This window comes from Pseudomonas sp. UBA6315 (genome assembly GCF_002438125.1).
In the GTDB taxonomy this organism is placed as follows: Bacteria; Pseudomonadota; Gammaproteobacteria; order Pseudomonadales; family Pseudomonadaceae; genus Aquipseudomonas; species Aquipseudomonas faucium.
The window spans coordinates 1-23985 of record NZ_DJTF01000007.1; the positions used below are offsets into that span (position 1 = coordinate 1).

At 65.4% G+C, this 23985-nt stretch carries 26 protein-coding genes, 1 pseudogene and 1 riboswitch; of the genes and pseudogenes, 10 read left to right on the forward strand and 17 right to left on the reverse strand.

Annotated features, from left to right (window positions below):
* Together B3E94_RS00325 and hutC are read right to left on the reverse strand one after the other, a co-directional pair.
* A pseudogene (locus B3E94_RS00325) lies at positions 1 to 239 on the reverse strand (urocanate hydratase); the annotation flags it as partial.
* A 317-nt stretch (positions 240 to 556) separates the two neighbouring features.
* Positions 557 to 1306, reverse strand: coding sequence for a histidine utilization repressor (gene hutC / locus B3E94_RS00330; RefSeq protein WP_176517554.1), 750 nt, complete (start codon positions 1304 to 1306; stop codon positions 557 to 559).
* Between the two features lie 112 nt (positions 1307 to 1418).
* Here hutC and B3E94_RS00335 point away from each other — a divergent pair, with 112 nt between their 5' ends.
* Positions 1419 to 1976, forward strand: a complete 558-nt coding sequence (locus tag B3E94_RS00335; protein WP_286911887.1) for a YdeI/OmpD-associated family protein — start codon at positions 1419 to 1421, stop codon at positions 1974 to 1976.
* 99 nt (positions 1977 to 2075) lie between these two features.
* Here B3E94_RS00335 and B3E94_RS00340 read toward each other — a convergent pair whose 3' ends face one another.
* From B3E94_RS00340 to B3E94_RS00370, 7 genes are all read right to left on the reverse strand, one after another.
* On the reverse strand, positions 2076 to 2564 hold the full coding sequence (locus B3E94_RS00340) for a DUF2878 domain-containing protein (RefSeq protein WP_286911889.1): 489 nt from the start codon (positions 2562 to 2564) through the stop codon (positions 2076 to 2078).
* Positions 2565 to 2566: 2 nt separating this feature from the next.
* Positions 2567 to 3826: an SAM-dependent methyltransferase gene (locus B3E94_RS00345; protein WP_286911891.1), complete on the reverse strand. Its 1260-nt coding sequence runs from the start codon at positions 3824 to 3826 to the stop codon at positions 2567 to 2569.
* Positions 3801 to 4613, reverse strand: a complete 813-nt coding sequence (locus tag B3E94_RS00350; protein WP_286911893.1) for a DUF1365 domain-containing protein — start codon at positions 4611 to 4613, stop codon at positions 3801 to 3803. The genes B3E94_RS00345 and B3E94_RS00350 overlap by 26 nt, the downstream gene beginning before the upstream one ends.
* Entirely contained in the window at positions 4610 to 5857 is a 1248-nt protein-coding gene (locus B3E94_RS00355; protein WP_286911895.1) for an NAD(P)/FAD-dependent oxidoreductase, read from the reverse strand. The genes B3E94_RS00350 and B3E94_RS00355 overlap by 4 nt, the downstream gene beginning before the upstream one ends.
* A 6-nt stretch (positions 5858 to 5863) precedes the next feature.
* A complete protein-coding gene (locus B3E94_RS00360) occupies positions 5864 to 6616 on the reverse strand; it encodes an SDR family NAD(P)-dependent oxidoreductase (protein WP_286911896.1) in 753 nt (250 codons plus the stop codon).
* A complete protein-coding gene (locus tag B3E94_RS00365) occupies positions 6613 to 7035 on the reverse strand; it encodes a nuclear transport factor 2 family protein (RefSeq protein ID WP_286911897.1) in 423 nt (140 codons plus the stop codon). The genes B3E94_RS00360 and B3E94_RS00365 overlap by 4 nt, the downstream gene beginning before the upstream one ends.
* A 61-nt stretch (positions 7036 to 7096) precedes the next feature.
* On the reverse strand, positions 7097 to 7894 hold the full coding sequence (locus B3E94_RS00370) for a LysR family transcriptional regulator (RefSeq protein ID WP_286911898.1): 798 nt from the start codon (positions 7892 to 7894) through the stop codon (positions 7097 to 7099).
* 122 nt (positions 7895 to 8016) lie between these two features.
* Between B3E94_RS00370 and B3E94_RS00375 the strand changes: the two genes are divergently transcribed.
* From B3E94_RS00375 to B3E94_RS00395, 5 genes are all read left to right on the forward strand, one after another.
* Positions 8017 to 8748: an SDR family oxidoreductase gene (locus B3E94_RS00375; protein ID WP_286911900.1), complete on the forward strand. Its 732-nt coding sequence runs from the start codon at positions 8017 to 8019 to the stop codon at positions 8746 to 8748.
* A 117-nt stretch (positions 8749 to 8865) separates the two neighbouring features.
* Entirely contained in the window at positions 8866 to 9795 is a 930-nt protein-coding gene (locus B3E94_RS00380) for a malate dehydrogenase (protein WP_286911901.1), read from the forward strand.
* Between the two features lie 37 nt (positions 9796 to 9832).
* Positions 9833 to 10471 carry a dihydrofolate reductase family protein gene (locus tag B3E94_RS00385; RefSeq protein WP_286911902.1) on the forward strand — a complete coding sequence of 213 codons (639 nt, stop codon included), beginning with the start codon at positions 9833 to 9835 and terminating at the stop codon, positions 10469 to 10471.
* Between the two features lie 77 nt (positions 10472 to 10548).
* Positions 10549 to 11187, forward strand: a complete 639-nt coding sequence (locus tag B3E94_RS00390) for a LysE family translocator (RefSeq protein WP_176517566.1) — start codon at positions 10549 to 10551, stop codon at positions 11185 to 11187.
* Between the two features lie 3 nt (positions 11188 to 11190).
* On the forward strand, positions 11191 to 12069 hold the full coding sequence (locus tag B3E94_RS00395; protein WP_236237497.1) for a LysR substrate-binding domain-containing protein: 879 nt from the start codon (positions 11191 to 11193) through the stop codon (positions 12067 to 12069).
* 36 nt (positions 12070 to 12105) lie between these two features.
* On the opposite strand, the gene B3E94_RS00400 is transcribed toward B3E94_RS00395, so the two are convergent.
* The gene (locus B3E94_RS00400) at positions 12106 to 13323 is read right to left on the reverse strand and encodes an amidohydrolase family protein (RefSeq protein ID WP_286911904.1); all 1218 of its coding nucleotides are present in this window, start codon (positions 13321 to 13323) and stop codon (positions 12106 to 12108) included.
* Between the two features lie 327 nt (positions 13324 to 13650).
* Between B3E94_RS00400 and B3E94_RS00405 the strand changes: the two genes are divergently transcribed.
* Entirely contained in the window at positions 13651 to 14805 is a 1155-nt protein-coding gene (locus B3E94_RS00405; RefSeq protein ID WP_286911905.1) for an MFS transporter, read from the forward strand.
* On the opposite strand, the gene cynR is transcribed toward B3E94_RS00405, so the two are convergent.
* On the reverse strand, positions 14753 to 15688 hold the full coding sequence (gene cynR, locus B3E94_RS00410) for a transcriptional regulator CynR (protein WP_286911907.1): 936 nt from the start codon (positions 15686 to 15688) through the stop codon (positions 14753 to 14755). The genes B3E94_RS00405 and cynR overlap by 53 nt on opposite strands.
* A 110-nt stretch (positions 15689 to 15798) precedes the next feature.
* Here cynR and B3E94_RS00415 point away from each other — a divergent pair, with 110 nt between their 5' ends.
* The 3 genes from B3E94_RS00415 to B3E94_RS00425 are packed head-to-tail and all read left to right on the forward strand — an operon-like array spanning position 15799 to position 18231.
* A complete protein-coding gene (locus B3E94_RS00415) occupies positions 15799 to 16458 on the forward strand; it encodes a carbonic anhydrase (protein ID WP_176517571.1) in 660 nt (219 codons plus the stop codon).
* Positions 16459 to 16482: 24 nt separating this feature from the next.
* Positions 16483 to 16953, forward strand: a complete 471-nt coding sequence (gene cynS / locus B3E94_RS00420; protein WP_176517572.1) for a cyanase — start codon at positions 16483 to 16485, stop codon at positions 16951 to 16953.
* A gap of 54 nt (positions 16954 to 17007) precedes the next feature.
* Positions 17008 to 18231: an amidohydrolase family protein gene (locus B3E94_RS00425; protein ID WP_286911909.1), complete on the forward strand. Its 1224-nt coding sequence runs from the start codon at positions 17008 to 17010 to the stop codon at positions 18229 to 18231.
* Between the two features lie 11 nt (positions 18232 to 18242).
* Here the strand turns inward: B3E94_RS00425 and B3E94_RS00430 are convergent, their stop codons facing one another.
* The 6 genes from B3E94_RS00430 to B3E94_RS00455 all read right to left on the reverse strand — a co-directional run bounded on the left by B3E94_RS00430 (position 18243) and on the right by B3E94_RS00455 (position 23982).
* On the reverse strand, positions 18243 to 19172 hold the full coding sequence (locus tag B3E94_RS00430; RefSeq protein WP_286911911.1) for a LysR family transcriptional regulator: 930 nt from the start codon (positions 19170 to 19172) through the stop codon (positions 18243 to 18245).
* 16 nt (positions 19173 to 19188) lie between these two features.
* Positions 19189 to 19698, reverse strand: a complete 510-nt coding sequence (locus B3E94_RS00435; protein WP_286911912.1) for a flavin reductase family protein — start codon at positions 19696 to 19698, stop codon at positions 19189 to 19191.
* A gap of 25 nt (positions 19699 to 19723) precedes the next feature.
* Complete coding sequence (locus tag B3E94_RS00440; protein WP_286911913.1) at positions 19724 to 20755, reverse strand: methionine synthase; 1032 nt, start codon at positions 20753 to 20755, stop codon at positions 19724 to 19726.
* Between the two features lie 27 nt (positions 20756 to 20782).
* A complete protein-coding gene (locus B3E94_RS00445; protein WP_286911914.1) occupies positions 20783 to 21769 on the reverse strand; it encodes a DUF1852 domain-containing protein in 987 nt (328 codons plus the stop codon).
* A gap of 134 nt (positions 21770 to 21903) precedes the next feature.
* Positions 21904 to 22914: an ABC transporter substrate-binding protein gene (locus B3E94_RS00450; RefSeq protein WP_286911915.1), complete on the reverse strand. Its 1011-nt coding sequence runs from the start codon at positions 22912 to 22914 to the stop codon at positions 21904 to 21906.
* 121 nt (positions 22915 to 23035) lie between these two features.
* A riboswitch (cobalamin riboswitch) is annotated at positions 23036 to 23233 on the reverse strand.
* Between the two features lie 32 nt (positions 23234 to 23265).
* Positions 23266 to 23982: a murein L,D-transpeptidase catalytic domain family protein gene (locus B3E94_RS00455; RefSeq protein WP_236237505.1), complete on the reverse strand. Its 717-nt coding sequence runs from the start codon at positions 23980 to 23982 to the stop codon at positions 23266 to 23268.
* Between the last annotated feature and the right edge of the window lie 3 nt (positions 23983 to 23985).

Genomic DNA, 23985 nt, shown 5'->3' on the forward strand with positions numbered 1-23985 from the left:
AGGGTTTCGTCGTCGTTGAGGTGGGTCAGGCTCTCGACGATCTTGTCGTAGCAGGCCCAGTTGCGCGCGGCGCGGCCGATGCCGCCGTACACCACCAGTTCTTTGGGGTTTTCGGCGACCTGCGGGTCGAGGTTGTTCATCAGCATGCGCAGCGGCGCTTCGGTCAGCCAGCTTTTGGCCGTCAGCTTGTTGCCACGCGGGGCGCGGATTTCGGTGTCACGGAATCGGGAAGCTTTCATGGCGGTTTCCTTCTTATGAATGCAGTGCAGAGGTGGGTGTTGTTAAGTCTTATACATACAAGCATATATCAACCTGTATATACAACATGAGGCGCACCAACGTGTCTGATGCCAGGTGAAAGGTTTCATCTGCGTCGGGAGAAAAAAGAATTGGCTTTGTTTTCAGCAGCTTGCGACTGAATAGAGCGCGGTCAAAGAGGAGCGAAAAGCGGGGTTTGACGACGGAAGGTCAAAAAAAATTTTGATCGATGCCTAGCGCGATGCGCACGCGGTCATCGACCAAGCTCAGTCGATGACCCTGCCGGAGGAAAGCGCGGTTACTGGCCGAAACGGCCTTCCAAGCGGTAGCGCGAGCCTGGATAGATCAGCCGAGCGCAGCCAACTTGCCTTTTACCCGACCAGCTGCGGCGCCGGATGAGAAGACAAGGGTCGGTGCGTTTGATGTGCAGCAGTTTGCACTCCGCGGGTGTTGCCTGGATGGCCTCCACCATGTGCTCGGCTTCGGTCAGCGGCGCGAGTTGGATCAGGTAGGCAAACGGCGTGATACGGGTGAAATCCTGCTTGAGATAATCGGGTGCGATGTCGGCATTGACGAAGCGTTCCTCGATTTGCACTGGAATTTCGTTTTCGTAGTGCACCAGCACCGAGTGGAACAGATTCTCGACCTCATCCAGGGAGAACAGCAGCGAAGCGGGGAGCGGCTCTGCAAGCGCCTCGAGCCGGACCACTTCGCTGCGATGCAGGTGTCCACGCTTGGTGATTTCCTCGGCGATGTCGTGAATCTGAAACAGTGCGGCATGCCCTTTGACCTCTGCCACGAAAGTGCCTACGCCTTGCAGGCGCACCAGCACGCCTTCGATGGTGAGTTCGCGCAAGGCCCGGTTGATGGTCATCCGGCTGACGCCCAGCTGGTTGAAGAGCTCACTCTCGGAGGGCAGCTTGAAGTTGGGGCCCCAGACGCCGGTGCGGATCTGTTGAAGGATGATGTCTTTGACTCTTGCATAAAGCGGGGCGGGGCTTTCTAGGGCAAATGCGGCCAAAGATGCACGATCGTCAGGTTGGGGCACTGTTTTTTCCTGGTGAGAGGGAGTGACTAGCGAAGCAGTTTAACCTTTACTTCAGGTTCCTCGCCATGGCGGGCAAACCCCTGAACGTAGCGTCGTGATAGGAGGCGTTGCAATGCCAGCAACCGATGCGACATCCCGCTTCGAAGCAACGCTTCGTCGCCCGGCAAAGCCCGGCGACGATTCCTCGTGGGCGTTCGTGATACTGCCAAAAGAGGCCAGTGCAAAACTGCCGAGGCGTGGAAGGACGAGCGTTGAAGGCACGATCAACGGGCGGCCGTTCCAGGCGACCCTGGAGCCGGATGGTCAACTGAGCCATTGGCTGCGGATCAGTGCGGCGTTGCTCGAAGCGGCACAGGCGGCCATCGGAGATACCGTCACAGTGGAGTTGGCGCCTGCGAAGCAGGAGCTCGAACCTGATATCCCGGCGGATTTTCAAAAGGCCCTGGCAGCCACGCCTGAGGCCCATCGGGTTTGGGACAGTACGACCACCCTCGCACGGGTGGACTGGATTCACTGGATGACGTCGGCCAAGCAATCCGCGACGCGCGCAAAGCGCATTGCGGATGCATGCGACATGCTTGCATCCGGCAAGAAGCACGTTTGCTGTTTTGACTCGTCGGGCTATTACAGCAAGGCGTTTCGTGCGCCTGAGGCGGAAGATGACGCCTAGGGGCGATCCCAGTGGATGGCACCGGCTGCGCCGGTGTTCGCGGGGCAAGCCCGCTCCCACAAGAAAGAAAGTAGAGAGTGCCAGCTTTTGGGGGTTGGGCTAGCTTCTCGCCGCGAAGCGCAAGGCCAGTGGCAGTACCAGCATCCAGATTGGCGCGAGGATGAGCCCGGTAAGCAAAGGCCCTAACGGCAACTCGATGCCCGCCACCCTGGCCCCGGCCAGGTAGGCCAAGGGGCCGCCCAGCAGGCCCAGCAACGCGGCGCGCCAGAGCGGGCGGCCGGCCCAGGCCAGGCTGTGGCGCAAGCCGCTGGCCAGCACCAGCCACAGCAATGCCAGCCACAACGGCAAGGGCCCGTGTGCGAAGCGAAACACCCCCAATAGGCCCAGCACGCTGTCGAGCAGGCAGCCGGCCAGGGCCACCCACAGCAAAACCCGCACCTCACTGCGCAAGCGTGGGCACAGGCACAAGTGCACCACCAGCCCCGCCGGTACCAGCCACAGCAGCCACGGCTGCCGCGCGCCCAGCACGCAGGCCCACCAGCCGGCCTGCAGCCACAGGGCATTGCCCAGCAGCCAGCCGCGGGCCATGTTCAGGCCCCTGAAAGGGGCGCCCGGCGCGCCAGGGGCGCGGCCCAGAGCATCTGCGCCACGCCGATGGTGCGCTCCTCGAAACCGCCCTGGCAGTAGCACAGGTAGAACTCCCACAAGCGCTGGAAGGTTTCGTCATAGCCCAGCGCCGTGAGCTCCGAGCGCGCCAGGCGCAGGTTGTCGCGCCAGTGGCGCAGGGTGCGGCTGTAGTCCTGGCCGAAATCTTCCAGGTGCACCAGGTTCAGCGCGGTCTGGCGGCTGGCGGTGTCGAGCAGCACGCTCAGCGAGGGCAGGGCGCCGCCGGGGAAGATGTAGCGCTGGATGAAGTCGACCGAGCGGCGGGCCTGGGCGTAGCGCTGGTCGCGGATGGTGATGGCCTGCAGCAGCATCAGGCCGTCGTCCTTGAGCAGCGCCGCGCACTGGCGGAAGAAGGCCGGCAGGTAGCGGTGGCCGACGGCTTCGATCATCTCGATCGACACCAGCTTGTCGAAGCGCCCGCGCAGGTCGCGGTAGTCCTCCAGCAGCACCGTGACCCGCTGCTCCAGGCCCAGGGCCTTGACTCGCTGCAAGGTGTAGGTGTGTTGTGCGGCGGAAAGGGTGGTGGTGGTGACCCGGCAACCGTATTCCAGGGCGGCGTGGATGGCCAGGCTGCCCCAGCCGCTGCCGATTTCCAGCAGGTGCTCGTCAGGCTTGAGTTCGAGATGCTGGCAGATGCGCTCAAGCTTGCGCCGCTGGGCCTGCTCCAAGGTTTGCCCGGGGCTGTCGAAGCGTGCGGCGGAGTACATCATGCTGGGGTCGAGCAGGCGTTCGAACAGCGCATTGCCCAGGTCGTAGTGGGCCAGGATATTGCGCCGCGCGCCGTGCCGGCTGTTGCGGTTGAGCCGGTGCAGCAGGCGCAGCGGCGGGCGCGCCAGGCGGGCCAGGCCGCCCTCCATGGCGTCGAGCACCTCCAGGTTGGCGACGAACAGGCGCGTGACGGCGGCAAGGTCGGGGCTGCGCCAGTAGCCGTGGATGTAGCCTTCGCCGGCGCCGATCGAGCCGTTGCCGGCGACCAGCCCCCAAGCGGCGTTGTCGAGGATCTCCACTTCCGCGTACAGCGGGCTTGCGACGTCGCCGAAGGTCCATTGCTGGCCCTGGCTGATCAAGCGCAGGTGGCCGTGGCGCAAGCGGCGCAGCTGCGCCAGCACGGCGTGCCGGGCCAGGCCGCCGAGCAGGGGCGCGAGGCCGGCCGATTTGCTAATGCTCAAGGTCGGTGCGGGCATGGTCGTGCTCCTCGCGGGCAGGTTGGCCGAGCGCCAGGTCGTGCCGGCTGGTGAAGTGGTCGTGTACGGGGGTGCGCTTGAGCAGCAGGCGCAGGGCCTGCCAGTAGATGGCGCTGACGGTGCGCAGGCTCATCCACGGGAACGTCAGCAGGTAGCGCTGCAGGCTGGCACGCGAAAGTGGCTGGCGCTGCAGGGCCAGGTCGGCTTCGAAGCATTTTTGCCCGGCGCGCCAGTTTTCCATGTGGATGCGCACGTGCTGGGCATCGAGGGCGAAGCGCAGGTGGTAGTCCATGTCCGCTGGCAGGAACGGCGAGACGTGGAAGGCCTTGGCCACGCTCAAGGGCTGGCCCAGCTCGCCCTGCACCGGCAGCACATAGTGGAAGCGCTCGCGCCAGGGCGTGTTGCGCACCTCCAGCAGCACGGCGGCGACCTGGCCGTGGCGGTCATGGCAGAAGAACACGCTCACCGGGTTGAACGACAGGCCCCAGCTGCGCGGCTGGGTCAGCAGGTGCACGGCGCCTTCGGGCACCTGCCCGGTGGCCTGGCCGACCAGCAGGCGCGCGGCCTCGGCCAGCGGCATGCCCTGGCGGGTGAGGGCCGGCAGGTAGTCGGTCTGCCGCCAGCACAGCGGCGCCAACCGCGAGCGCCCGAGCCAGCGACTCAGGCCTGGCAGTTGCGCTTGCTCGGCGAGGTCCAGGTAGAACATGCCGATGCGGTAGCCAAACGCATGGGGCCTGGGGGCCAGGCGCCGGTGGCTGACCCAGCCGTGGCAAAGGCTGCTGTTCACAGCTGTTCTCCAAAGTGTTCGGCCACCTTCAGCGCACTGAGCACGCCATCTTCATGAAAGCCGTTGGCCCAGTAGGCGCCGCAGTAGTAGCTGTGCAGCGGGCCTTGCAGCTCGGCGTGGCGGGCCTGGGCGGCAACGGCGGCGAGGCTGTACTGCGGGTGCGCGTACTGGAAGCGGGCCAGCACCTGCTGCGGGTCCACCAGGGCGCTCTGGTTGAGGCTGACGCAGAAGGTCACCGGCGCCTCGATGCCCTGCAGGATGTTCATGTTGTAGGTGAGCGCGGCAGGCGCCTGCGGGCTGCTGCCCAGGCGATAGTTCCAGCTGGCCCAGGCCTTGCGCCGGCGTGGCAGCAGGCGCTGGTCGGTGTGCAGCAGCACCTCGTTGGCGGCGTAGCGGATGGCACCGAGGATCGCCCGTTCCGCATCGCTGGGCGCCGCCAGCAGGGCCAGGGCCTGGTCGCTGTGGCAGGCGAACACCACCTTGTCGAAACGCTCGCTGCCGGCTGCGCTGCTGACCCGCACCCCTTGTGCGTCGCGCTCCACCCGCTGCACCGGGCAGCCCAGCCGGATGCGTTCGGCGAACGGCTGGCACAGCGGCGCCAGGTAAGCCCGCGAGCCGCCTTCGATCACCCGCCATTGCGGGCGCTGGCTGACCGACAGCAGGCCATGGTTGCGGCAGAAGCGCACGAAGAACTGCAAGGGGAACGCGAGCATGTCGGCCCGTGGCATCGACCAGATCGCCGAGCCCATGGGCACGATGTACTGGTCGATGAAGCGCTGCCCGTAGCGCTGCTGGTGCAGGTAGGCGCCCAGCGTGGTGTCGCTGGCGATCCGCTGCTGGTCGAGGTCGGCCAGGGCCTGGCGGTTAAAGCGCAGCACGTCGCGCAGCATCCCCCAGAAGCCAGGGCGCAGCAGGTTGCGGCGCTGGGCGAACAGGGTGTCCAGGTTGTGGCCGTTGTACTCAAGGCCCGTGGCCGGGTCATGCACCGAGAAGCTCATTTCGGTCGGCCGGCTGGCCACGCCCAGCTGTTGCAGCAGGCGGATGAAATGCGGGTAGGTCCAGTCGTTGTAGACGATGAAGCCGGTGTCCACCGCGTAGGCCTGCCCTTGCCATTGCACGTCGACGGTATGGGTATGCCCGCCCAGACGCGGCTCGGCCTCGTACACCGTGACCAGGTGGCGGCGTGACAGGAGGTGGGCGCAGGTCAGGCCGGCGATGCCCGTGCCGATGATGGCGATGTGCATGCTGGGCTAACCCTGGGGCTTGCGCGCGATGCGCCGGCCCAGTGCCAGGCGCCAGGCCGGCGGCAGGGCGCCGAGCAGGCGCAGGAGGCGGGTGAAGCCGCCGGGGAAGGCGATTTCCAGCGGCCGCCGGGGCAGGCGCGCGAGGATATGCGCGGCGGCGCGTTCGGCGCTCCACAGCTGCGGCATGGGGAAGTCGTTGCGGCGGGTCAGCGGGGTGTCGACGAAACCAGGGCTGACCAGGGTAACGTCGATGCCTTCGCCGACCAGGTCGATGCGCAGCGATTCCACCAGGTAGCGCAGCGCCGCCTTGGAGGCACCATAGGCGCCCGCGCGCGGCAGCGCCAGCCAACTGACCGAGCTGCCCATCACCACCAGGTGCGGCTGCTGGCCACGGCGCAGCAGGGGCAGGGCAGCGGCCAGGCAATGGCTGGTGCCGTTGACGTTGGTGCGCATCACCCGCTCGACCAGGGCCGGGTCGAACTGCCCCGGCTCCAGGTACTCGCAGGTGCCGGCGTTGAGTATCACCAGGTCCAGCGCGCCCCATGCCTGTTCGATCTGTGCGGCAATCTGCGCCACTTGCTCGGGCTGGTCGAGGTCACCCACCGCCAGCAGTACCTGGCCCGGAAAGCGCGTGGCCAATGCTGCCAGGCTGTGTGCCTGGCGAGCACCCAGGGCGACCTGGTGGCCTTGCTCCAGCAAGCGCAGCGCCAGGGCCGCGCCGATGCCGCTGCTGGCACCGGTCAGCCAGCAACGGCTCATGCCAGCCGGCCCTTGAGCCAGCGGATCGCGCCGCCCATCAGCGGGAGATGCTCGTAGAGCAGGGCGCCTGCGTCGAAGTAGTCCTGATGAAAATGCACCCGCTCGTGCCAGCGCAGGTGGCTGCAGCCCTGCAGGCTGATCCGCCTGCCGCCGGCCAGGCGTGGGTGGCGGTAGTGAAGGGTCCAGCGGATGTAGCCGTGGCCGGGCTCCAGTTCGTCGGTGCCTTCGAAGTGGTACTGCACCTCGGACACGTTGGCGTACAGCTGCGCGAAGTAGGCGCGCAGGGCAGGGAGGCCGTCGATCTGGTGCAAGGGGTCGCGGAAGGCTACCTCCGCGCTGTACAGGTCGCCCAGTACGTCGAGATTGTGTGTATCCAGCGTGGCAAAGCGTTCGACGAAGCGTTGCAGGAAGGCGGACATGCACAATACCTGTACAAAAGTAAGGTTCTGTACAAGGTATAGTGCAGGTGCCTGGATAAATCTATACAGCAGAACTGTTTTGTACAATTTTCTCCTGCAGGGCGTCACGCAGCTGGATCACCCCTTCGAGCGCCAGCGCCTGGGCTGAGTAACACAGGCCGATGCGCCGGCGCAGGTCCAGCTGCGGCAACGCTTCGCTGCGCACTTCGCGGTGTTCGGCGGCAAGCGGGGCCGGCACGATGGCGTTGCCCAGGCCGGCGGCGACCATCTCCAGGGCCAGGCCGAAGGTCTCGGCTTCGGCCACCGGGCGGCTGTCGTAGAACGGCAGCAGGCGCTGGTGGCTGGGTTGCGCGGGGCAGGTGACCCAGCGCCTTGCCTCGCCCGCCGGCGGCGACGCCAGTACGAAAGGGTCGCTGTGCAGGGGCAGGAACAGTTCGTCCTCGCAGCGCAGTTCTTCGCTGGCCAGGCGCGCCGCGCCCGCGCAGCCGGTAACCAGTTGCAGCTGCAGCGCAGGGCTGAGGGTCGCCGCGGCCTGCACCACCTGGCGCAGCACCGCAGCGCCCACGTCCTGTTCGACGCCGATCTGCAGCGGCGCCTGTTCCCGGTCGTGCTTGAAGCGGGTCAGCAACCGGCCGGCATCGGCCACCATGCGCTGCGCCTCGGGGTACAGCGCGCGGGCATCCTCGGTCACCTCCACGCCCCTGGCCTGGCGCACGAACAGCGTGGTGCCCAGGGCTTGCTCAAGCGCCTTGATGCTGCCGGACAGGGCCGGTTGGCTAAGGTGAACGGTGCGCGCGGCGGTGGTGATGTTGCGCGCTTCGAAGACTGCGATGAAGGCGCGAAGCTGACGATAATCCATGGTTTACCCATAAGTGTTGCCGATGGCTGCCAAAAGAATATCCCATTTTTCGTGCCTGGAACTGGCTCCTATACTGCCAGCGCTACCTACCCATAGACATTTCGGATAACAGGACGCTTGCCATGACCGCTAACCACAAACCCCTGGTCGTCATCACCGGTGCCAGCTCCGGTATCGGCCTGGCCACCGCCAGGCTGCTCTCCGGCCGCGGCCACGCGCTGTTGCTGCTGGCCCGTCGGCTGGCGCCGATGCAGCAGCTGCAACTGCCCAACAGCCTGGCCCTGGCCGTGGACATCACCGACCGGGCGGCGGTGCTGGCTGCCGTGGCCGAGGCCGAGGCGCAGTTCGGCCCGGTGGACGCGATCATCAACAATGCCGGGGTGATGCTGCTGGGCAGCATCGCCACGCAAGACCCAAGCGAATGGGACCGCATGCTCGACGTCAACGTGCGCGGGCTGCTCAACGGCATCCACGCGGTGGCCGGCGGCATGGTCGCGCGCAAGCGCGGCACCATCATCAACGTCAGCTCCGTGGCCGGGCGCAAGGCGTTCCCCAACCACGTGGCCTACGTCGGCACCAAGTTCGCGGTCACCGGGTTGTCCGAGAACCTGCGCGAAGAGCTGGCGCCAAGCAACGTGCGGGTGATCACCATCGAGCCGGGGGCGGTGGATACCGAGCTGCTCAGCCACACCACCGACGACGCCATCAAGGCCGGCTACGACGACTGGAAGCAGGAGATGGGCGGGGTGCTCAGCGCCGAGCACATCGCCGAGGTGATCGACTTTGCCTACGGCCAGCCGCAGTCGGTGTGCGTGCGCGAGATCGTGGTCTGCGCGACCCGGCAACAGGCCTGACGCACCACGGCCGACAAGACCTCAGGTCACCTGCGGGTGGCCTTTTGGCTTGCGCGGTCAATACTTCCCTGTACAGGCGGGCGTGTTGCGGGTTTCGCGCGCCGCGGGAGGTTACCGATGAACAAGCTAGCAATTGTGGGTGCCGGGCTGGTGGGCGAGGCGGCGGCGCAGATCATCGCCCGGGAAGAGTTGTGCCATGAACTGGTGTTGCTCGATGTGCAGGGCGAGCTGGCCAAGGGCAAGGCGCTGGATATCTGGCAGGCGGCCATCGAGTCGGGCTCCGATACCCGGGTTGTGGGCGGGGCCGATGCGCAGATGCTGCAAGGTGCCGACGTGGTGGTGATCACCGCGGGCGTGCCACGCAAGCCCGGCCAGTCGCGCCAGGATGTGTTGAGCATCAACCTGCCGATTCTCGACGGTATCCTGGCGGATATCAGGCGCCATGCGCCGGCTGCGACGCTGTTGGTGGTGTCCAACCCGGTGGATGTGCTGACCTACCGCGCCTGGTCGGTCAGCGGGCTGGGGCGCGACAAGGTGTTCGGCCAGGCCGGGGTGCTGGATACCGCGCGCATGAAGTGCTTCATCGCCGAGGAAACCGGCTTTTCCGCACGCGATATCACCGCGCTGGTGCTGGGCGGGCATGGCGACAGCATGGTGCCGCTGATGCGCTACTGCGCGGTCGGTTCGGTGCCGCTGGCGCAGTTTCTGTCCAGCGAGCAGATCGAGCGGATCGTGCAGCGCACCCGCCAGGGTGGCGGTGAGATCCTGAACTTGAAGAAGGTCGGCAGCGCCTGCGATGCACCGGGTGTGGCGATTGCCCAGATGGTCGATGCCATCGCCCATGGGCGCAACCGCATCTTGCCGACGGTGGCGATCCTCGAGGGCGAATACGGGCGCACGGATATCGCCATGGGTGTGCCCTGCGTGCTGGCCAGGCAAGGGATTGCCCGGGTGATCGAAATGCCGCTGGATGCGCAGGAGCAGGCGATGTTCGACCACTCGGCCGATCAGGTGGCCCGTGATATTGCCGAAATGAAGGCACTCTAAAGCGCTCCCACAATGCCCACCACACAAGAGGCAAACCATGAGCAAGGTATTCGTCAACATCGGCCTGAGCCTTGACGGCTACATGGCACCGGAAGGCATGAGCATCGAGCACTGGGACCACCCCGAGTACAAGGGCTGGGGCGCCAAGTGGGGCGCGCTCATGAGCTGGATTCTCAAGCAGCAGTACTTTCGCGAACACCTGCTGTTCGCCAAAGGCGGCGAAACCGGCCCGGTCAACGACATGCTGCGCAGCACCATGGAGCGTGCCGGCGCCTACATCATGGGCAAGCGCATGTTCGATGCCGGCGAGCGCAGCTGGCCAGAAGAGGCGCCATTCCACGCTCCGGTGCTGGTCCTCACTCACCAGCAGCGCGAGCCGTGGGTGCGGCCGGGCGGCACCACCTTCCACTTCTTCAACCACGGCCCGGCCAAGGCGCTGGAGCAAGCCCGGGCACTGGCGGGCGGCCGCGACATCCGCATCTCGGGCGGCGCCGATGTGATACAGCAGTACCTGAACCTCGACGCCATCGACGAACTGGAAATTGCCCTGGCGCCGGTCATCTTCGGCAGCGGCCGGCGCCTGTTCGAGCACCTGCACGGCCCCGCCCCGCAGTTTCGCATCGACAAGGCCCTGCACACGCCAGACGCCACGCACCTGCGCTACGTGCGTGGCTGAAACCGCCAGTCCTCCCTGGCGGTGAGTTTCTGGCATCATGCACCGGCCCTTTCCGAACGCTGAACGAGCCTCAAACCATGGACCCGCATACCTTACTGGCCTTCACCCTGGTCGCCGCGATTGCCATCGCCAGCCCAGGCCCTGCGACACTGATGGCGATCAACAACAGCCTGGCCCATGGCCAACGCAGCACGATCTGGTCCTCGCTGGGCAACGCCAGTGGCCTGTTCTGCCTGTCGGCAGCCGCGATGCTGGGCCTGGGCGCCTTGCTGGCCAGCTCCGAATGGCTGTTCAACCTGGTGAAGATCGCCGGCGCCGGTTACCTGTTGTACCTGGGCGTAAAGCAGCTGCTGAACAAACGCCCGCTGCTGGCAGGCGACATCCACGCAGGGGAGGCCCGCAGGCCGACGCGCCGCAAGTTGTACCGCTCGGCATTCTTCACTGCGCTGTCCAACCCCAAGGCGACGCTGTTCTTCACGGCGCTGTTCCCGCAGTTCATCGACCAGGGCGCCGCCTTGTTCCCGCAGTTTCTGATCCTGACGGCGATTTTCATGACGCTCTCGGTGTCGTCGCTGAGCCTGTACGCCGCGCTGGCCTCGCGCGCCAAGGGCGTGCTGCAGCGCCCCGAATGGTCGCGCTGGGTCAGCCGCGGCGTGGGGGTGACCTTCATCGGCTTTGCGGCCGGAATCCTCGCCATGCGCCGGCAGACGGCCTGAGCCATGACCGACAGTGCAAAACCCAACCGCGCCATCTACGACCTGGACATGCTCCGCGCCGTGGTGATGGTGGCCGACTGCGGCAGCTTCACCACCGCCGCCGCCCGCCTGCATTCCACCCAGTCGACGGTCAGCCAGAAGGTGCGGCGCCTGGAAGAAATGGTCGGGCACCAGCTGCTCGACCGCAGCAACCGCGAAGTGCACCCCACCGATGCCGGCGAGACCCTGCTGGGCTACGCGCGGCACCTTTTGGCGGTGAGCAACCAGTTGAGCGAAGCCTTGTCCGGTGGGGTGACGGTCACCGTGCGCATCGGCCTGCCCGACGACTTCGTCGCCGGCAAGACCATGCAGGCGCTGGCGGCTTTCAACCGGCGCAACCCCAAGGTCAAGCTGGAGATCACCGGCGGCCTGAGCCGTGACCTGATGAGCGCCTACGACCGGGGCGAACTGGACCTGGTGCTGGTCAAGCAACGGCGCCACAGCCGCGAGGCCAATGCCTGCCAGCCGGAGCGCATCGAGTGGTTCGACAGCGCCCAGTACCCGTGTTTCGCCCAGGACCCGATCCCGCTGGTGACCTTCCCGCCGCGCGGGCTGTACCGCGACGACATGATCAACGCCATCGAGGCCATGGGCCGCAGCTGGCGCATCGGCTTTACCAGCTCGAGCCTGGCCGGCATCCAGGAGGCGGTGGCCAATGGCCTGGGCGTGAGCCTGCTGCCGCTGCGCGTGGTCACGCCGGAGCATCGAATTCTGGGGGCAAAGGAAGGGTTCAAGCCGATCAAGGTGTTCGAGGCGGCGATCTTCCATGGGCCCACGGCGGACCCTGTGGTCAAGGAGCTGGCCGATATCCTGATAGGGATTCTCAGGGCCGAGGCTGAGTAGTGCCGGGGGGCGGCAGGCGCCCCCCGCTGGCCGTTTTCAGCGGCGCAGTTCCTGGGCGAATTGCGCTGCCTGCAACTGCAGCACCGCAGGCCCGCCCCAGAACGCGCCACGGCGCACGATCACCCGTTCATGCAGCGCCGCCGCCACCGCCGCGGCTGCATTCGGCGCCTTGAACAGCACGAAATTCGCCTCGTTGCCGACCTTCAGCCCGTAGTCCTGCTTGCCCATCACCCCGGCACTGGCCTCGGTCGCCATGTGCAGCGCCACGCGCAGTTCCTCGTCGGTGTTGAAGCCCGAGCGGTAGCTCACCAGCATGGCCCGCTGCAGCATGTCGCCGTTGCCGTAGGGCCACCAGGCGTCCTGGATGTTGTCGTTGCCGGTGAACACCCGCACGCCACCGGCGCGCAGGCGCAGCACCGGTGGGAAGGCGTGCTCGCCCGGTGCGTTGGTCATGATCGACACACCGGCCTTGGCCAGCACCTGGGCGGTGCGGTCGACCACGCTGTCGCTGACGTCGCCCAGGCCATAGGCATGGCTGACCGCGACCAGCCCTTGCATGCCCAGTGCCTGGGTGCGTGCGGCGATGCGTTCGAGCTGGGCGATGCAGATGTCGCCGGGCTCGTGCAGGTGGATGTCGACCTTCACGCCATGGCGCTCGGCGATGCCGAAGACGATGTCGAGCTGGCCCTCGGCGTCGCCGTCCAGGGTCGTCGGGTCGATGCCGCCGACCACCTGGACCCCTTCACGCACGGCTGCCTCCATCACCTCGGCGGTGCCGGGGCAGCTCACTACGCCGGCCTGGGGGAAGGCCACCAGCTCGATGTCGACCAGGTCCTTGCAGGTTTCACGGGCCTGGAGAATGGCCCGCAGGTTATCCAGGCCGGTGGTGGCGTCCACGTCCACATGGCAGCGCATGGCCAGGGTGCCGAACGAGGCGGCCTGGCGAATCAGCGCCTCGGCGCGCTCGACGATCGGCGGGGCGCTGGCCAGTTCGCGCTTTTCCACGGCCAGGCGCTCGCGCAGGCTGGCGACCACCTGGTGGGGGTGCCAGCGGTCGCCGACGAAGCTCTTGTCCAGGTGGATATGGCCGTCGACGAACCCTGGCAGTGCCAGCAGGCCTTCGAGGTCGATGGTTTCGCGGGCCGGCTCGGCGGCGCGCTGCGCGCCGAGGTGGCTGATGCGCCCGTTCTTCACGGCGATGTGCAGTGGCAGGCCATCGGCGTCGATGGCGTTGATGAACTCACGGTCGTTCATGGGAGGCCCTTGTGCAGCAGGGCCGGCTCGGCAGTACGCACCAGGCGAGCTGGCCCCTTTGGTTGTCAGTAGCGGTACACGGTAGGGAAGATGCCCGTGCCTCACAAATTAATTATCAGGATCGATTGCAGTGCGTTTCTGGATACAGCCCGGCAAACTTCGCCTGCATTAAAAAGCCCACTGCAGTCGATTTCGATATTTAACTTTCCAAGCTTTCGAACAGGCCCCAGGATTGACCGCGAGCCGGCCTGCAAGCTGTCTATTACGGCACTGGCGTCGCGGTCGGTACACACAATAAAAACAACAGCCGTGTTCGGGGATCTGTTCATGATCAATGATTCCAGGCGCCTGCGCGCCGCCCTAATCTTCATTGCCTGTACTTCATTCATCGTCTGTGGCGTGCAGCCCATCTTCATGGGCTTGCTGACGGAACGATTGAACCTGTCACTGGACCTGCAGGGCTGGGTGGTGTCGGTCGAGATGATCGGCATGACCCTGGGCACCTTGTTGTGCCCGCTCATGATGAAGCGCCATGGCGGGCGCAGCCTGTGCCTGCTGGTCGGCTTGCTGTGCGTGGCCTTGAGCATCGCCACTGCCTTCGCCGAAACCCACACCGTGCTGCTGGCCGTGCGCCTGGCGGCCGGCACCTGCGCCGGACTGGTGTATGCCTACGCGGTGTCGACCCTTGGCCGGCTGCCCAACCAGGACCGCTCGTTCGGCCTGATGCTGTTGCTGCAAACCCCGGAGTACTCGCTGTTTTCCGCCGCCTTGCCGGTGCTCGCCGCGCAGAGCGGGGCGGTCACGGCCTTGTGCTCGTTCGGCCTGTGGTACCTGTTGATCTGCGCCGCCGCCCTGGCCTTGCCGCGCCGCCCGGCAGCGCTGCTGGCCAGCGGCGAAGGCTCGCCAGCCCAGGGCGGCTCGGCGCGTACCGGGCGCACGGCGCTGGTGGGCATGCTGTTCATGCAGATTGCCATCTACTGCGTGTGGGGCTTCATCGACCAGCTGGCACGCGACCAGGGCATCGACGGCGTGGACATCGGCTGGGCCTTCGGCCTGTCGGCGCTGGGCGGCTTGCCCGGGGCCGGGCTGCCGAGCCTTCTGGGTGCGCGGGTCAACCGCCAGGTGATGATCGCCGTGGGCCTGGTGGCGGTGTTCATCTCCATCGCCATGCTCACCGGCCATACCCGCACGCCGACGCAGCTGTGCGTTGCGCTGCTGCTGATCAACTTCGGCTGGGTGCTGTCGCTGTCGTACTACATGGCGCTGATCACCACCAACGACCCGACCGGCAAGCTCACGCCGCTGGTCAGCATCACCCTGATGGGCGCCGCGGCGGTGACGCCTGCGCTGATCGCCATGCTGGTGGAAGGCTCCAACCAGCAGCTGATCTTCGTGCTGGGCACGGCGGCGCTGGTGATCGCGTTTGCCGTCACCTGCCTGGGCGCGGGGCCGAAGGCGCTGCGCGGCAAGGCCGCTTGCTGAACAGGCGTTCCCCCACCACCTCGTTGGCCAGTTCGATGAAGGCCCGTGCTGCAGCGCTCTGGTAAGCCCCCCGGCGCTGCATCAGCACGGCGGTGCGCTGCAGGCGCACCGGGTCCAGCGCAATGGCCAGCAGGTCTTCATGGGCCAGCGCGATGGTTGCGGGCAGCAGGGTGGCCAGGGCCGTCCTGCGCACGATTTCGATCACCGCGCTGATGGCGTTGGCCTCCATCCGCACCTGCGGGCGAATGCCGTGCTGCTGGCAGAAGCGGTCGATCTGCTCGCGGGTGGCGAACTCGGTGCCCAGCAGAATCAGCGATTGCGCGCTCAGCGCCTGCAGCCCGACGGACTGCGCCGTGGCCAAGGGGTGGCGGTCGTTGACCACCAGGGCCAGGGTTTCCACCAACAGCGGGGTGGCTTCGATGTCCTGGGCCTGCACCTGCTCGAAGGCGATCCCCACATCCAGCCCATCGGCGAGCAGCAGCGCCTCCATGCGCTCCTGGGACAGCTCACGCACATCCAGGGTGATGTTCGGGTAACGGCTGTGAAAGGCTTCCACCAACGGGCCAACCAGGTAGGTGGTGAAGGTCGGCGTCACGGCAATGCGCAGCGCACCGCGGCTGAGGTCGCCGACATCGTGGATGGCGCGCTTGGCTTCCTCCAGCTCCTGCGCCGCCCGCCGGGCATAGCGCAGGTACACCTCACCGGCATCGGTCAGGCGCGTGGTGCGCCCACTGCGGTCGAACAACTGCGCGCCCAGGCTTTCCTCCAACTGCCGGACCTGCTGCGACAAGGCCGGCTGGGACACGTGCAAGGCCGCGGCGGCGCGGGTAAAGCTCAGGTGTTCGGCTACCGCGAGGAAGTACTGGATGTGGCGGGCAAGCATGGCTACTCACATAAGATTATCTGATGTACCTAATCATAAATGAGACTTTTACCTTATGCCATGCGCTGCGTAACCTTTGCCTCACACAACGCCAGACAGAGGCAACAGCCATGAAAGAGATCATCGACGGCTTCCTGAAATTCCAGCAAGACGCCTTCCCCGAGCGGGTCAAGCTGTTCAAGGACCTGGCCACCCAGCAAAGCCCACGGGCGCTGTTCATCTCCTGCTCCGACAGCCGCCTGGTACCAGAGCTGGTCACCCAGCGCGAACCGGGCGAGCTGTTCGTCATCCGCAACGCCGGCAACATCGTGCCGTCCTACGGCCCCGAGCCTGGCGGCGTGTCGGCCTCGGTCGAGTATGCGGTGGCCGCGCTGCAGGTCGCCGACATCGTCATCTGCGGGCACTCGGACTGCGGCGCCATGACCGCCATCGCCACCTGCAAGTGCCTGGATCACATGCCCGCCGTGGCCGGCTGGCTGCGCTACGCCGACTCCGCCCGGGTAGTCAACGAAGCCCGCCAGCATCAGGACCGGCACAGCAAGGTCGAGGCCATGGTGCGCGAGAACGTCATCGCCCAGCTGGCCAACATCCAGACCCACCCTTCGGTACGCCTGGCCCTTGAAGAAGGCCGCGTCACCTTGCACGGCTGGGTCTACGACATCGAGAGCGGGCGCATCGACGCCTTCGATGGCCGCACTGGCCGGTTCCTGCCGCTGGCCGCCAACCCGCAAGTACACGCCGTATCCCATCAACCCAAGCACGTTGCCTGAACCATTACCCCAAGGAGACACCCCATGATCCAGTCCCAAGCCACCCAGAGCGTTCGCCAGGCCCTGACCGAAGTCATCCTCATGGCCAAGGCCCGCAAGGACCTGTCGTATGCGCAGATCACCGAGGGCACCGGCCTGTCCGAAGCCTTCGTCACCGCCGCCTTGCTCGGCCAGCACCCGCTGCCGGCCAGCGCCGCCCAGGTGGTCGGTGACAAGCTTGGCCTCGACGTCGATGGCATTGCCCTGCTGCAGACCGTGCCAGTGCGTGGCTGTATGGAGCGCGGTGTGCCGACCGACCCGACGATCTACCGCTTCTACGAGATGCTGCAGGTCTATGGCACCACGCTGAAAGCGCTGGTCCACGAGAAGTTCGGTGACGGCATCATCAGTGCCATCAACTTCAAGCTCGACATCAAGAAGGTCGAAGACCCCGAAGGCGGCTCCCGCGCGGTGATCACGCTGGATGGCAAGTACCTGCCGACCAAACCTTTCTGATACCCCGCTGACGGCCTGGCGCCCCACGGCGCCGGGCCTGTAGGAGTGAAGCGCATGGACCTGATCTTTCGAAGTGTGCGCATCGATGATGCGCAACCGCTGCAGGATGTCGCCGTGCAGGGCGGCAGGATCGCAGCGATCGCCCCGGCCATTGCCGGCCAGGCCAGGCAAGAAGTGCAGGGCAACGGCAAGGTGCTGATCCCAGGCTTCGTCGAGGGCCACCTGCACCTGGAAAAAGCCCACGTCATGCACCGCAAGGCCAACCGTTCCGGCACCTTGCAAGAGGCCATCGCCGTGACCGCCGCGCTCAAGCCAAGCCTTACCCGTGACGACATCCTCGCGCGTTCCACCCAGGTGCTGCGCGCACTGGTGCAGGCGGGCAGCACCCATGTTCGCGCCCACGCCGAGTTCGACCCGGCGCAGGGCTTCACCGGCCTGGACGTGGTGCTGGAACTGCGCGAAACCTTCCGCGATTTCATCGATATCCAGGTGGTCGCCTTCCCCCAGGAAGGGATTCTCAAGCTGCCTGGCATGCAAGACATGATGGTCCAGGCGATGGAAAAGGGCGCCGATGTCGTCGGCGGCATCCCTTACAACGACAGCTCGCCCCATGAGCACATCGACTTCGTCTTCGACCTGGCCAAGCGCTTTGGCAAGGGCATCGACCTGCACCAGGACTTTGCCGACGACGCCGAGCGCATGAGCATCGAATACGTGGCCCGCAAGACGATCGCCGAGGGCTACCAAGGGCGTGTCAGCGTGGGCCACCTGACCAGCCTCGGCGCGGTCGCCCCCGAGCGCCAGGCACCGATCATCGCGCTGCTGCGCGAGGCGGGCATCAGTGTCATGTGCCTGCCCGCCACCGACTTGCACCTGGGCGCCCGCGGCGACAGCCACAACGTGCGCCGCACCTTGACCCCCGTGCGGGCACTGCGCGATGGCGGGGTGAACGTGTGCCTGGCGACCAACAACATCCGCAATGCCTTCACCCCCTATGGCACCGGCGACCTGCTGAACATCGCGCAACTGGCCTTGCCGGCCTGCCACCTGGGCGGTGCGGACGACCAGGCCACCTTGCTGTCGATGCTGACGACGGCGCCGGCCAAGGCGCTGGGGCTACAGGACTACGGGCTGGCCGTGGGCAAGCACGCCGACCTGGTGCTGCTGGACACCCGTGCGGTCAGTGATGTGGTGCTCGACCTGCCGGCGCGGCTGATGGTGCTCAAGCGCGGCCGGGTGGTGGCCACCTGCGAACCTCGCCGTTCGGTGGGGTTCTGAGCGCGTGACGCTCAGTGCAGGTTGCTGGTAACGGCGTTGACGCCCTCCAGCGTTGCAAAGGAGATGTCTTTTGCCGTGAGCAAGAAATCACTCATGTAGGGCACCTCGAGCATGTCGCTGCGCACCGCCGCGAACAGCGTGGCCTGCAAGCCTTTGGCGCCCAGGCGCTTGGCGATGACATAGCCGCGTGTGGTGTATTCGTGCAGCGCCCAGTTCGGCAGGCAGCACACGCCCCGGCCGCTGGCCACCAGCTGCATCATCATCACGGTCATTTCGGCGGTGCGCACCTGGGCCGGTTCAAGGTCGGCCGGGTCGAAGAAGCGGGTGAAGATGTCCAGCCGGTTTCGCTCGATCGGGTAGGTGATCAGGGTCTGGCCGGCGATGTCGGCAGCTTCCAGGTAGGGCTTTTCGCGCAGGGCATGGTGCTTGTCGATGGCCAGCATCGCCTCGTACTCGAACAGCGGCACGTAGGTGATCCCGGGCAGGGGCAGCGGGTCGGAGGTCACCACCAGGTCGAGGTCGCCGCGCTCCAGGGCCGGCAGGGGCGCGAAGGCAAGGCCCGAGGCCAGGTCCAGTTCGACTTCAGGCCAGGCGCCGCGAAATTCGTCGAGCGAGGGCATCAGCCACTGGTAGCAGCTGTGGCACTCGATGGCGATGTGCAGCCGCTCCGCCGTGCCGCCCGCCAGCCGGGTCAGGTTGCGCTCCGTGCTGCGGATCAATGGCAGTACCTGGTCGGCCAGCTGCAGCAGCTTGAGGCCGGCGGTGGTGAAACGCACCGGTTTGGACTTGCGCACGAACACCGGCATGCCGATGCGGTTTTCCAGCTCGCGGAACTGGTGGGACAGCGCCGACTGGGTCAGGTGCAGGCGTTCGGCGGCCTCGGGCAGGCTGTCGGTTTCGCGCAGGGCATGCAGGGTGCGCAGGTATCTCAAGTCGATCATGGGCGAAGGCAAGCGCTCAGGCCGCGCCAGGCGCGGCGAGGTTGCAATATTGTCCTTTGTAGTACAGCAAGGGTTGAGTGGCGCCCGTGTCGTGCAGGTTCAGCGCTTTGACTTCGCCAATCACGATCAGGTGATCGCCGGCGGCGTGTTCGGCGTGGATTTCACAATCGAGCCAGTGCAGGCTGCCGGCGAGCAGCGGGTTGCCCAGCGGCGAGGGCTGCCATTGCACGCCCTGCCACTTGTCGCTGCCCTTGCGGGCGAACTGGTTGCAAATGCCCACCTGTTCGCCGGCAAGGATGTTCACCGCGAACCGGCCCGCCTTGCGCATGCCGGGGTAGCTGGCCGATTCGCGCATCACGCTGAACGACACCAGCGGCGGGCTCACCGACACGCTGTGGAACGACTGGCAGGTGAAGCCGACCGGCTGCTCATCGACCAGTGAGGTGATCACCGTGATGCCGGAGGCGTAATGCCCGAGCGCCTTGCGAAAGCTCAATGGCTCGATGGCAGTACTGGAACGTGACATGGCAAGTCCTGAAGTTTGGCGGCCTTCAACGGCCCGAGAGTTCGCTGCGAACGATGGCTGCCCCGGCGCTCAGGGCATTGAGCTTGCCGCGCGCGACCTGGCGCGGCAGCGGGGCCATGCCGCAGTTGGTGCACGGGTAGAGCTTGTCGGCATCGACGAATTGCAGCGCCTTGCGCAGGGTGTTGGCGACTTCCTCGGGGGTCTCGATGGTGTGGCTGGCCACGTCGATGGCGCCGACCATCACTTTCTTGCCGCGAATGAGTTCGATCAGGTCCATCGGCACGTGCGAGTTGTGGCACTCCAGCGAGACGATATCGATGCTCGATTGCTGAAGCTTGGGGAAGGCCTCTTCGTACTGGCGCCATTCGCAGCCCAAGGTCTTCTTCCAGTCGGTGTTGGCCTTGATGCCGTAGCCGTAGCAGATATGCACGGCGGTTTCGCACTTGAGGCCTTCGATGGCCCGCTCCAGGGTCGCCACCCCCCAGTCGTTCACCTCGTCGAAGAACACGTTGAACGCAGGCTCATCGAACTGGATGATGTCGACGCCGGCAGCTTCCAGCTCGCGGGCTTCCTGGTTGAGGATCTTGGCAAACTCCCAGGCCAGTTTCTCGCGGCTCTTGTAGTGGCTGTCGTACAGCGTGTCGATCATGGTCATGGGGCCTGGCAGCGCCCACTTGATGGGTTGCCCGGTCTGCTGGCGAAGGAACTTGGCGTCTTCGACGAACACCGGCTTGCGCCGCGCGACGGCACCCACCACGGTAGGCACGCTGGCATCGTAGCGGTCGCGGATCCTGACGGTTTCACGTTGCTCGAAGTCAACGCCGTCCAGGTGTTCGATGAAAGTGGTGACGAAGTGCTGGCGGGTCTGTTCGCCATCGCTGACGATGTCGATGCCTGCCTGTTGCTGTTCTTGCAACGCCAGGCGCAGGGCGTCCTGCTTGCCGTCGAGCAAGGCCTGATCCTGCAGTTTCCAGGGCGACCAGAGGGTTTCGGGCTCCGCGAGCCAGGAGGGTTTGGGCAGGCTGCCGGCAGTCGAAGTAGGTAACAGCTTATTCACGAGAAAAGACCTTGTAGTATCTGAAAGTCAGGCAGCGCAGTGGCTGGACCACTGCTCAAGTACCGCGCCGTAAGGTTTGATGAAGTGTTCTTCGACAAACCGCCCTTGTTCGATGGCCAAGCGGCTGCGTTCTTCCCGGTCATAAACAATACGCGTCAGCGAATAATCCTCATGCTGCAAACTCGGCTGATAAGACGTGCCGGCGGCAGAGTTGGCGTTGTAGATCTCCGGGCGGTAGATCTTCTGGAAGGTATCCATGGTGCTGATGGTGCTGATCAATTCAAGGGCGGTGTAATCGCTGAGCAAATCACCGGCAAAATAGAATGCCAGGGGCGCAACGCTGTTTGCCGGCATGAAGTAACGCACGCTCAGGCCCATCTTCTGGAAGTACTCATCGGTCAGGGAATATTCATCTTGCTGGTATTCCTGGCCGAGCACCGGGTGCTGGTTTTCAATGCGCTGGTAGGTCTTGCTGCTGGACACACTCAGGCAGATGACCGGCGGCTTGGCAAAATGCGCTTTATAGGCGCTGGAATTGACGAAGGCCTTGAACAGCTTGCCGTGCAGCTCGCCAAAATGTGCCGGTGTGCTGAACGCCGACGCGCCTTGGTTGTGCCCCAGCAGCAGGACACTGAAGTCGTAATCGCGCACGTAGGACGAAAAATTGTTGCCCACCACGCCTTCGATGCGCGTGCCGGTGTGTCGGTCGACGATGCAGGTTTTCAGTATTTCGATCAACGGCAGGGCGTTATCGCTGCGTGCGGCATCCAGGGTCATTGCCACCGAAATGATTTCAAGCTCGACGCTGTAGCGGTCGCCTTTGGGATTGTCCCAATGGGCCAGTGCATTGAAACGGTTATCGATCATGCGCAAGGTATTGCGCAAGTTCTGCTGGCGGCTCGCGCCCCTGGCCAAATTGGCAAAGTTGGTGGTGAGGCGAGTATTTTCAGCAGGCTGATAATGTTCGTCGAAACGAATGCTGTTGATCGCGAAGTTGCAAATGTCCTGCGTCATGATTGGCGGTCCCACTCGAATATTTATAATCGCTTAATTGAGGCGCATTTTAGGTTGAGGTATTGAGTGAGTGGAACTGAAACGAATTCACAAAACCTTTAGCCCTGTTCATGACGCACGCTGCGCAAACGTATTTATTGCCCGGCATCACCGGTTGCGAATGCGTTCGACAGGGTTTCCAGGCCGCGGAACAGGCGGATGCCCGCCTGCATGGCGTCGGCGTCGAGGATGATGATGCGCCCCTGCCTGACTGCCTCCATCTGCCGGGTCACCGGGTCGTTGCGCAGGAATTCGAGCTTCTTCTGGTGGTCGTCCGCCGGGAAGCGGCGGCGGTCCATGCGGGCGATGATGATCCACGTGGGGTTGGCTTTTGCCAGGGTTTCCCAGCCGACCGTTGGCCATTCCTCGTGGGACTGCACGACATTGCGCACGCCAAGGGTCTGCAGCATGAAGTCGGCCACCCCTTGGCGGCCGGCCACGTAAGGGTCGAGGGCAAGGTCGGCGCTGGAGAACCAGAACAGCGCCGAGGTGTTCGACAAGTCCTTGCCGGCGAGCCGTTGCCGGGCATGTTCCAGCTGCCCCTGCAGCTGTTGGTTCAGCGCCTCGCCACGGGCCTGCACATCGAAGATCGCCGCCAGCTGGCTGACACTTTTGTAGATGGTCTCGATCCGGAAGGGCTGGGTACGGGTGCCGTCGGCGCCGACCAGGTTGTCCTTGCCCTCGCAGTCCGAAGGCAGCAGGTAGGTCGGGATCTTCAGCTCGGCGAACTGCTCGCGGGTGGCGACTGCGCCCTGGGGGCCGACCATCCACTCGAACTGCACCGTCACCAGCTGCGGGCGCTTGCCGACCACGGCCTCGAAGCTCGGTTCGTTGTTGGCCAGGCGCTCGACCTTGGCGTCCTGCGCCTGGAACTCGGGCAGCACGTTGTTGAACCACAGCGAGGAGCCTGCGAGCTTGCTGCCAAGGCCCAGGGCATAGAGCATCTCGGTGCCGGCCTGGCCAATGCTGACGGCGCGTGCCGGGGCCTGGGCAAAGGTCTGCGGCGCAGCGCAGTTGTCGATCGTCAGGGGGTAGTGCGTGGCGCCAGCCTGGGCCAGGCCTGGCAGGCTCAATGCGCCGAGCAAGGCAGCGATGCGGGGCAGCATGGGGCGATCTCCTGTCGAACGTTGCGCGGTACAGGCGCACGGACAGGCATCACCTTGCCCCGTGCAGGCACGGGGCAGGCCCAGGGCAGGGCAGAGGATGGCCATCCCGGACACCCCGCCGGTTGGTGAATGTGTGCCGGCAGGTCTCCTGACTGGTGCGTCATGGCCCGGCTCCTGCCTTCCCGGACAGTGTCCAGTGGCGTTTCAGGAGCGGGCTCGGCACCTACAGTTGCGGGGGCAGTTCCGTTTGGCTCGCATGCGGGCGAGCGACGGATTCCCTATTAGTTCCGTGATGGAAACCGGCGGGCGGCATCCTAGACCATCTGCCAGGCGATGGACAAGGGCGCGGGCCTACTTGCTGGCAATCGACTGGTTCGGCAACGGGCAGCTTTGATCGTTGAGAAAGTGCGATTTCTTCAGCCAGTCCTGCTGCGGGTAATAGGCGAACACGTAGCTGCCACGCTGCAGCGTGTCGATCAGCTTGCCGGCGATTGCCGGGCGCACCGCAGGGCAGCCCTGGCTGCGGCCCAGGCGGCCGAGCCCGGGCACCACCTTGGGGTCGGCATAGGCGGCGGCATGCATGACGATCGCCCGCGACATGCTGTTGTCGTTGAACCCAGGCTCCAGCCCCTGCAGGCGCAACGAGCGGCCGTGCTTGCCGCTGTAGGTCTGGCCGGTTTCATACAGGCCGATGGAGGATTGGTAGCTGTTCGGCGCGTTGGAGAACGTGCTCGGCACATCGGCGCCGCTGTTCTTGCCGTGGGCCACCCACTCTTCGAACAACAGCTTGCGGGCGTTCAGGTCGAACACCCACAGGCGTTTGTCACGCGAGGCCTTGGAGTAGTCGATCACCGTCAGCAGCTTGCCCGGGTCGTTGTGGCTGGCGCAGGTGTAGGCGGTGAGTGCCAGGGCCAGGGTCGCAAGGCTGGCGTTCGGCGCCAGTTGCTGCAGTTCGGCGGCGCTGGGCAGTGATTGCGCCTGGGCGGGCAGCCAGGCGCCGAGGAAAAACAGGCCAATACTGGCCGCTGAGAGCCGCAGGGCTCCCCGCAAAGGTTCGAACATCGACATGGA

Coding starts and splice junctions, on each gene's coding strand:
- B3E94_RS00395 (WP_236237497.1), top strand. CDS start 11,191: ATGACCGACAGTGCAAAACCCAACCGCGCCATCTACGACCTGGACATG.
- B3E94_RS00415 (WP_176517571.1), top strand. CDS start 15,799: ATGAAAGAGATCATCGACGGCTTCCTGAAATTCCAGCAAGACGCCTTC.
- B3E94_RS00385 (WP_286911902.1), top strand. CDS start 9,833: ATGAGCAAGGTATTCGTCAACATCGGCCTGAGCCTTGACGGCTACATG.
- B3E94_RS00345 (WP_286911891.1), bottom strand. CDS start 3,826: ATGCCCGCACCGACCTTGAGCATTAGCAAATCGGCCGGCCTCGCGCCC.
- B3E94_RS00335 (WP_286911887.1), top strand. CDS start 1,419: ATGCCAGCAACCGATGCGACATCCCGCTTCGAAGCAACGCTTCGTCGC.
- cynS (WP_176517572.1), top strand. CDS start 16,483: ATGATCCAGTCCCAAGCCACCCAGAGCGTTCGCCAGGCCCTGACCGAA.
- B3E94_RS00360 (WP_286911896.1), bottom strand. CDS start 6,616: ATGAGCCGTTGCTGGCTGACCGGTGCCAGCAGCGGCATCGGCGCGGCC.
- B3E94_RS00445 (WP_286911914.1), bottom strand. CDS start 21,769: ATGACGCAGGACATTTGCAACTTCGCGATCAACAGCATTCGTTTCGAC.
- B3E94_RS00430 (WP_286911911.1), bottom strand. CDS start 19,172: ATGATCGACTTGAGATACCTGCGCACCCTGCATGCCCTGCGCGAAACC.
- B3E94_RS00425 (WP_286911909.1), top strand. CDS start 17,008: ATGGACCTGATCTTTCGAAGTGTGCGCATCGATGATGCGCAACCGCTG.
- B3E94_RS00380 (WP_286911901.1), top strand. CDS start 8,866: ATGAACAAGCTAGCAATTGTGGGTGCCGGGCTGGTGGGCGAGGCGGCG.
- B3E94_RS00355 (WP_286911895.1), bottom strand. CDS start 5,857: ATGCACATCGCCATCATCGGCACGGGCATCGCCGGCCTGACCTGCGCC.
- B3E94_RS00375 (WP_286911900.1), top strand. CDS start 8,017: ATGACCGCTAACCACAAACCCCTGGTCGTCATCACCGGTGCCAGCTCC.
- B3E94_RS00390 (WP_176517566.1), top strand. CDS start 10,549: ATGGACCCGCATACCTTACTGGCCTTCACCCTGGTCGCCGCGATTGCC.
- B3E94_RS00405 (WP_286911905.1), top strand. CDS start 13,651: ATGATCAATGATTCCAGGCGCCTGCGCGCCGCCCTAATCTTCATTGCC.
- B3E94_RS00400 (WP_286911904.1), bottom strand. CDS start 13,323: ATGAACGACCGTGAGTTCATCAACGCCATCGACGCCGATGGCCTGCCA.
- B3E94_RS00340 (WP_286911889.1), bottom strand. CDS start 2,564: ATGGCCCGCGGCTGGCTGCTGGGCAATGCCCTGTGGCTGCAGGCCGGC.
- B3E94_RS00435 (WP_286911912.1), bottom strand. CDS start 19,698: ATGTCACGTTCCAGTACTGCCATCGAGCCATTGAGCTTTCGCAAGGCG.
- B3E94_RS00455 (WP_236237505.1), bottom strand. CDS start 23,982: ATGTCGATGTTCGAACCTTTGCGGGGAGCCCTGCGGCTCTCAGCGGCC.
- cynR (WP_286911907.1), bottom strand. CDS start 15,688: ATGCTTGCCCGCCACATCCAGTACTTCCTCGCGGTAGCCGAACACCTG.
- B3E94_RS00450 (WP_286911915.1), bottom strand. CDS start 22,914: ATGCTGCCCCGCATCGCTGCCTTGCTCGGCGCATTGAGCCTGCCAGGC.
- B3E94_RS00365 (WP_286911897.1), bottom strand. CDS start 7,035: ATGTCCGCCTTCCTGCAACGCTTCGTCGAACGCTTTGCCACGCTGGAT.
- B3E94_RS00370 (WP_286911898.1), bottom strand. CDS start 7,894: ATGGATTATCGTCAGCTTCGCGCCTTCATCGCAGTCTTCGAAGCGCGC.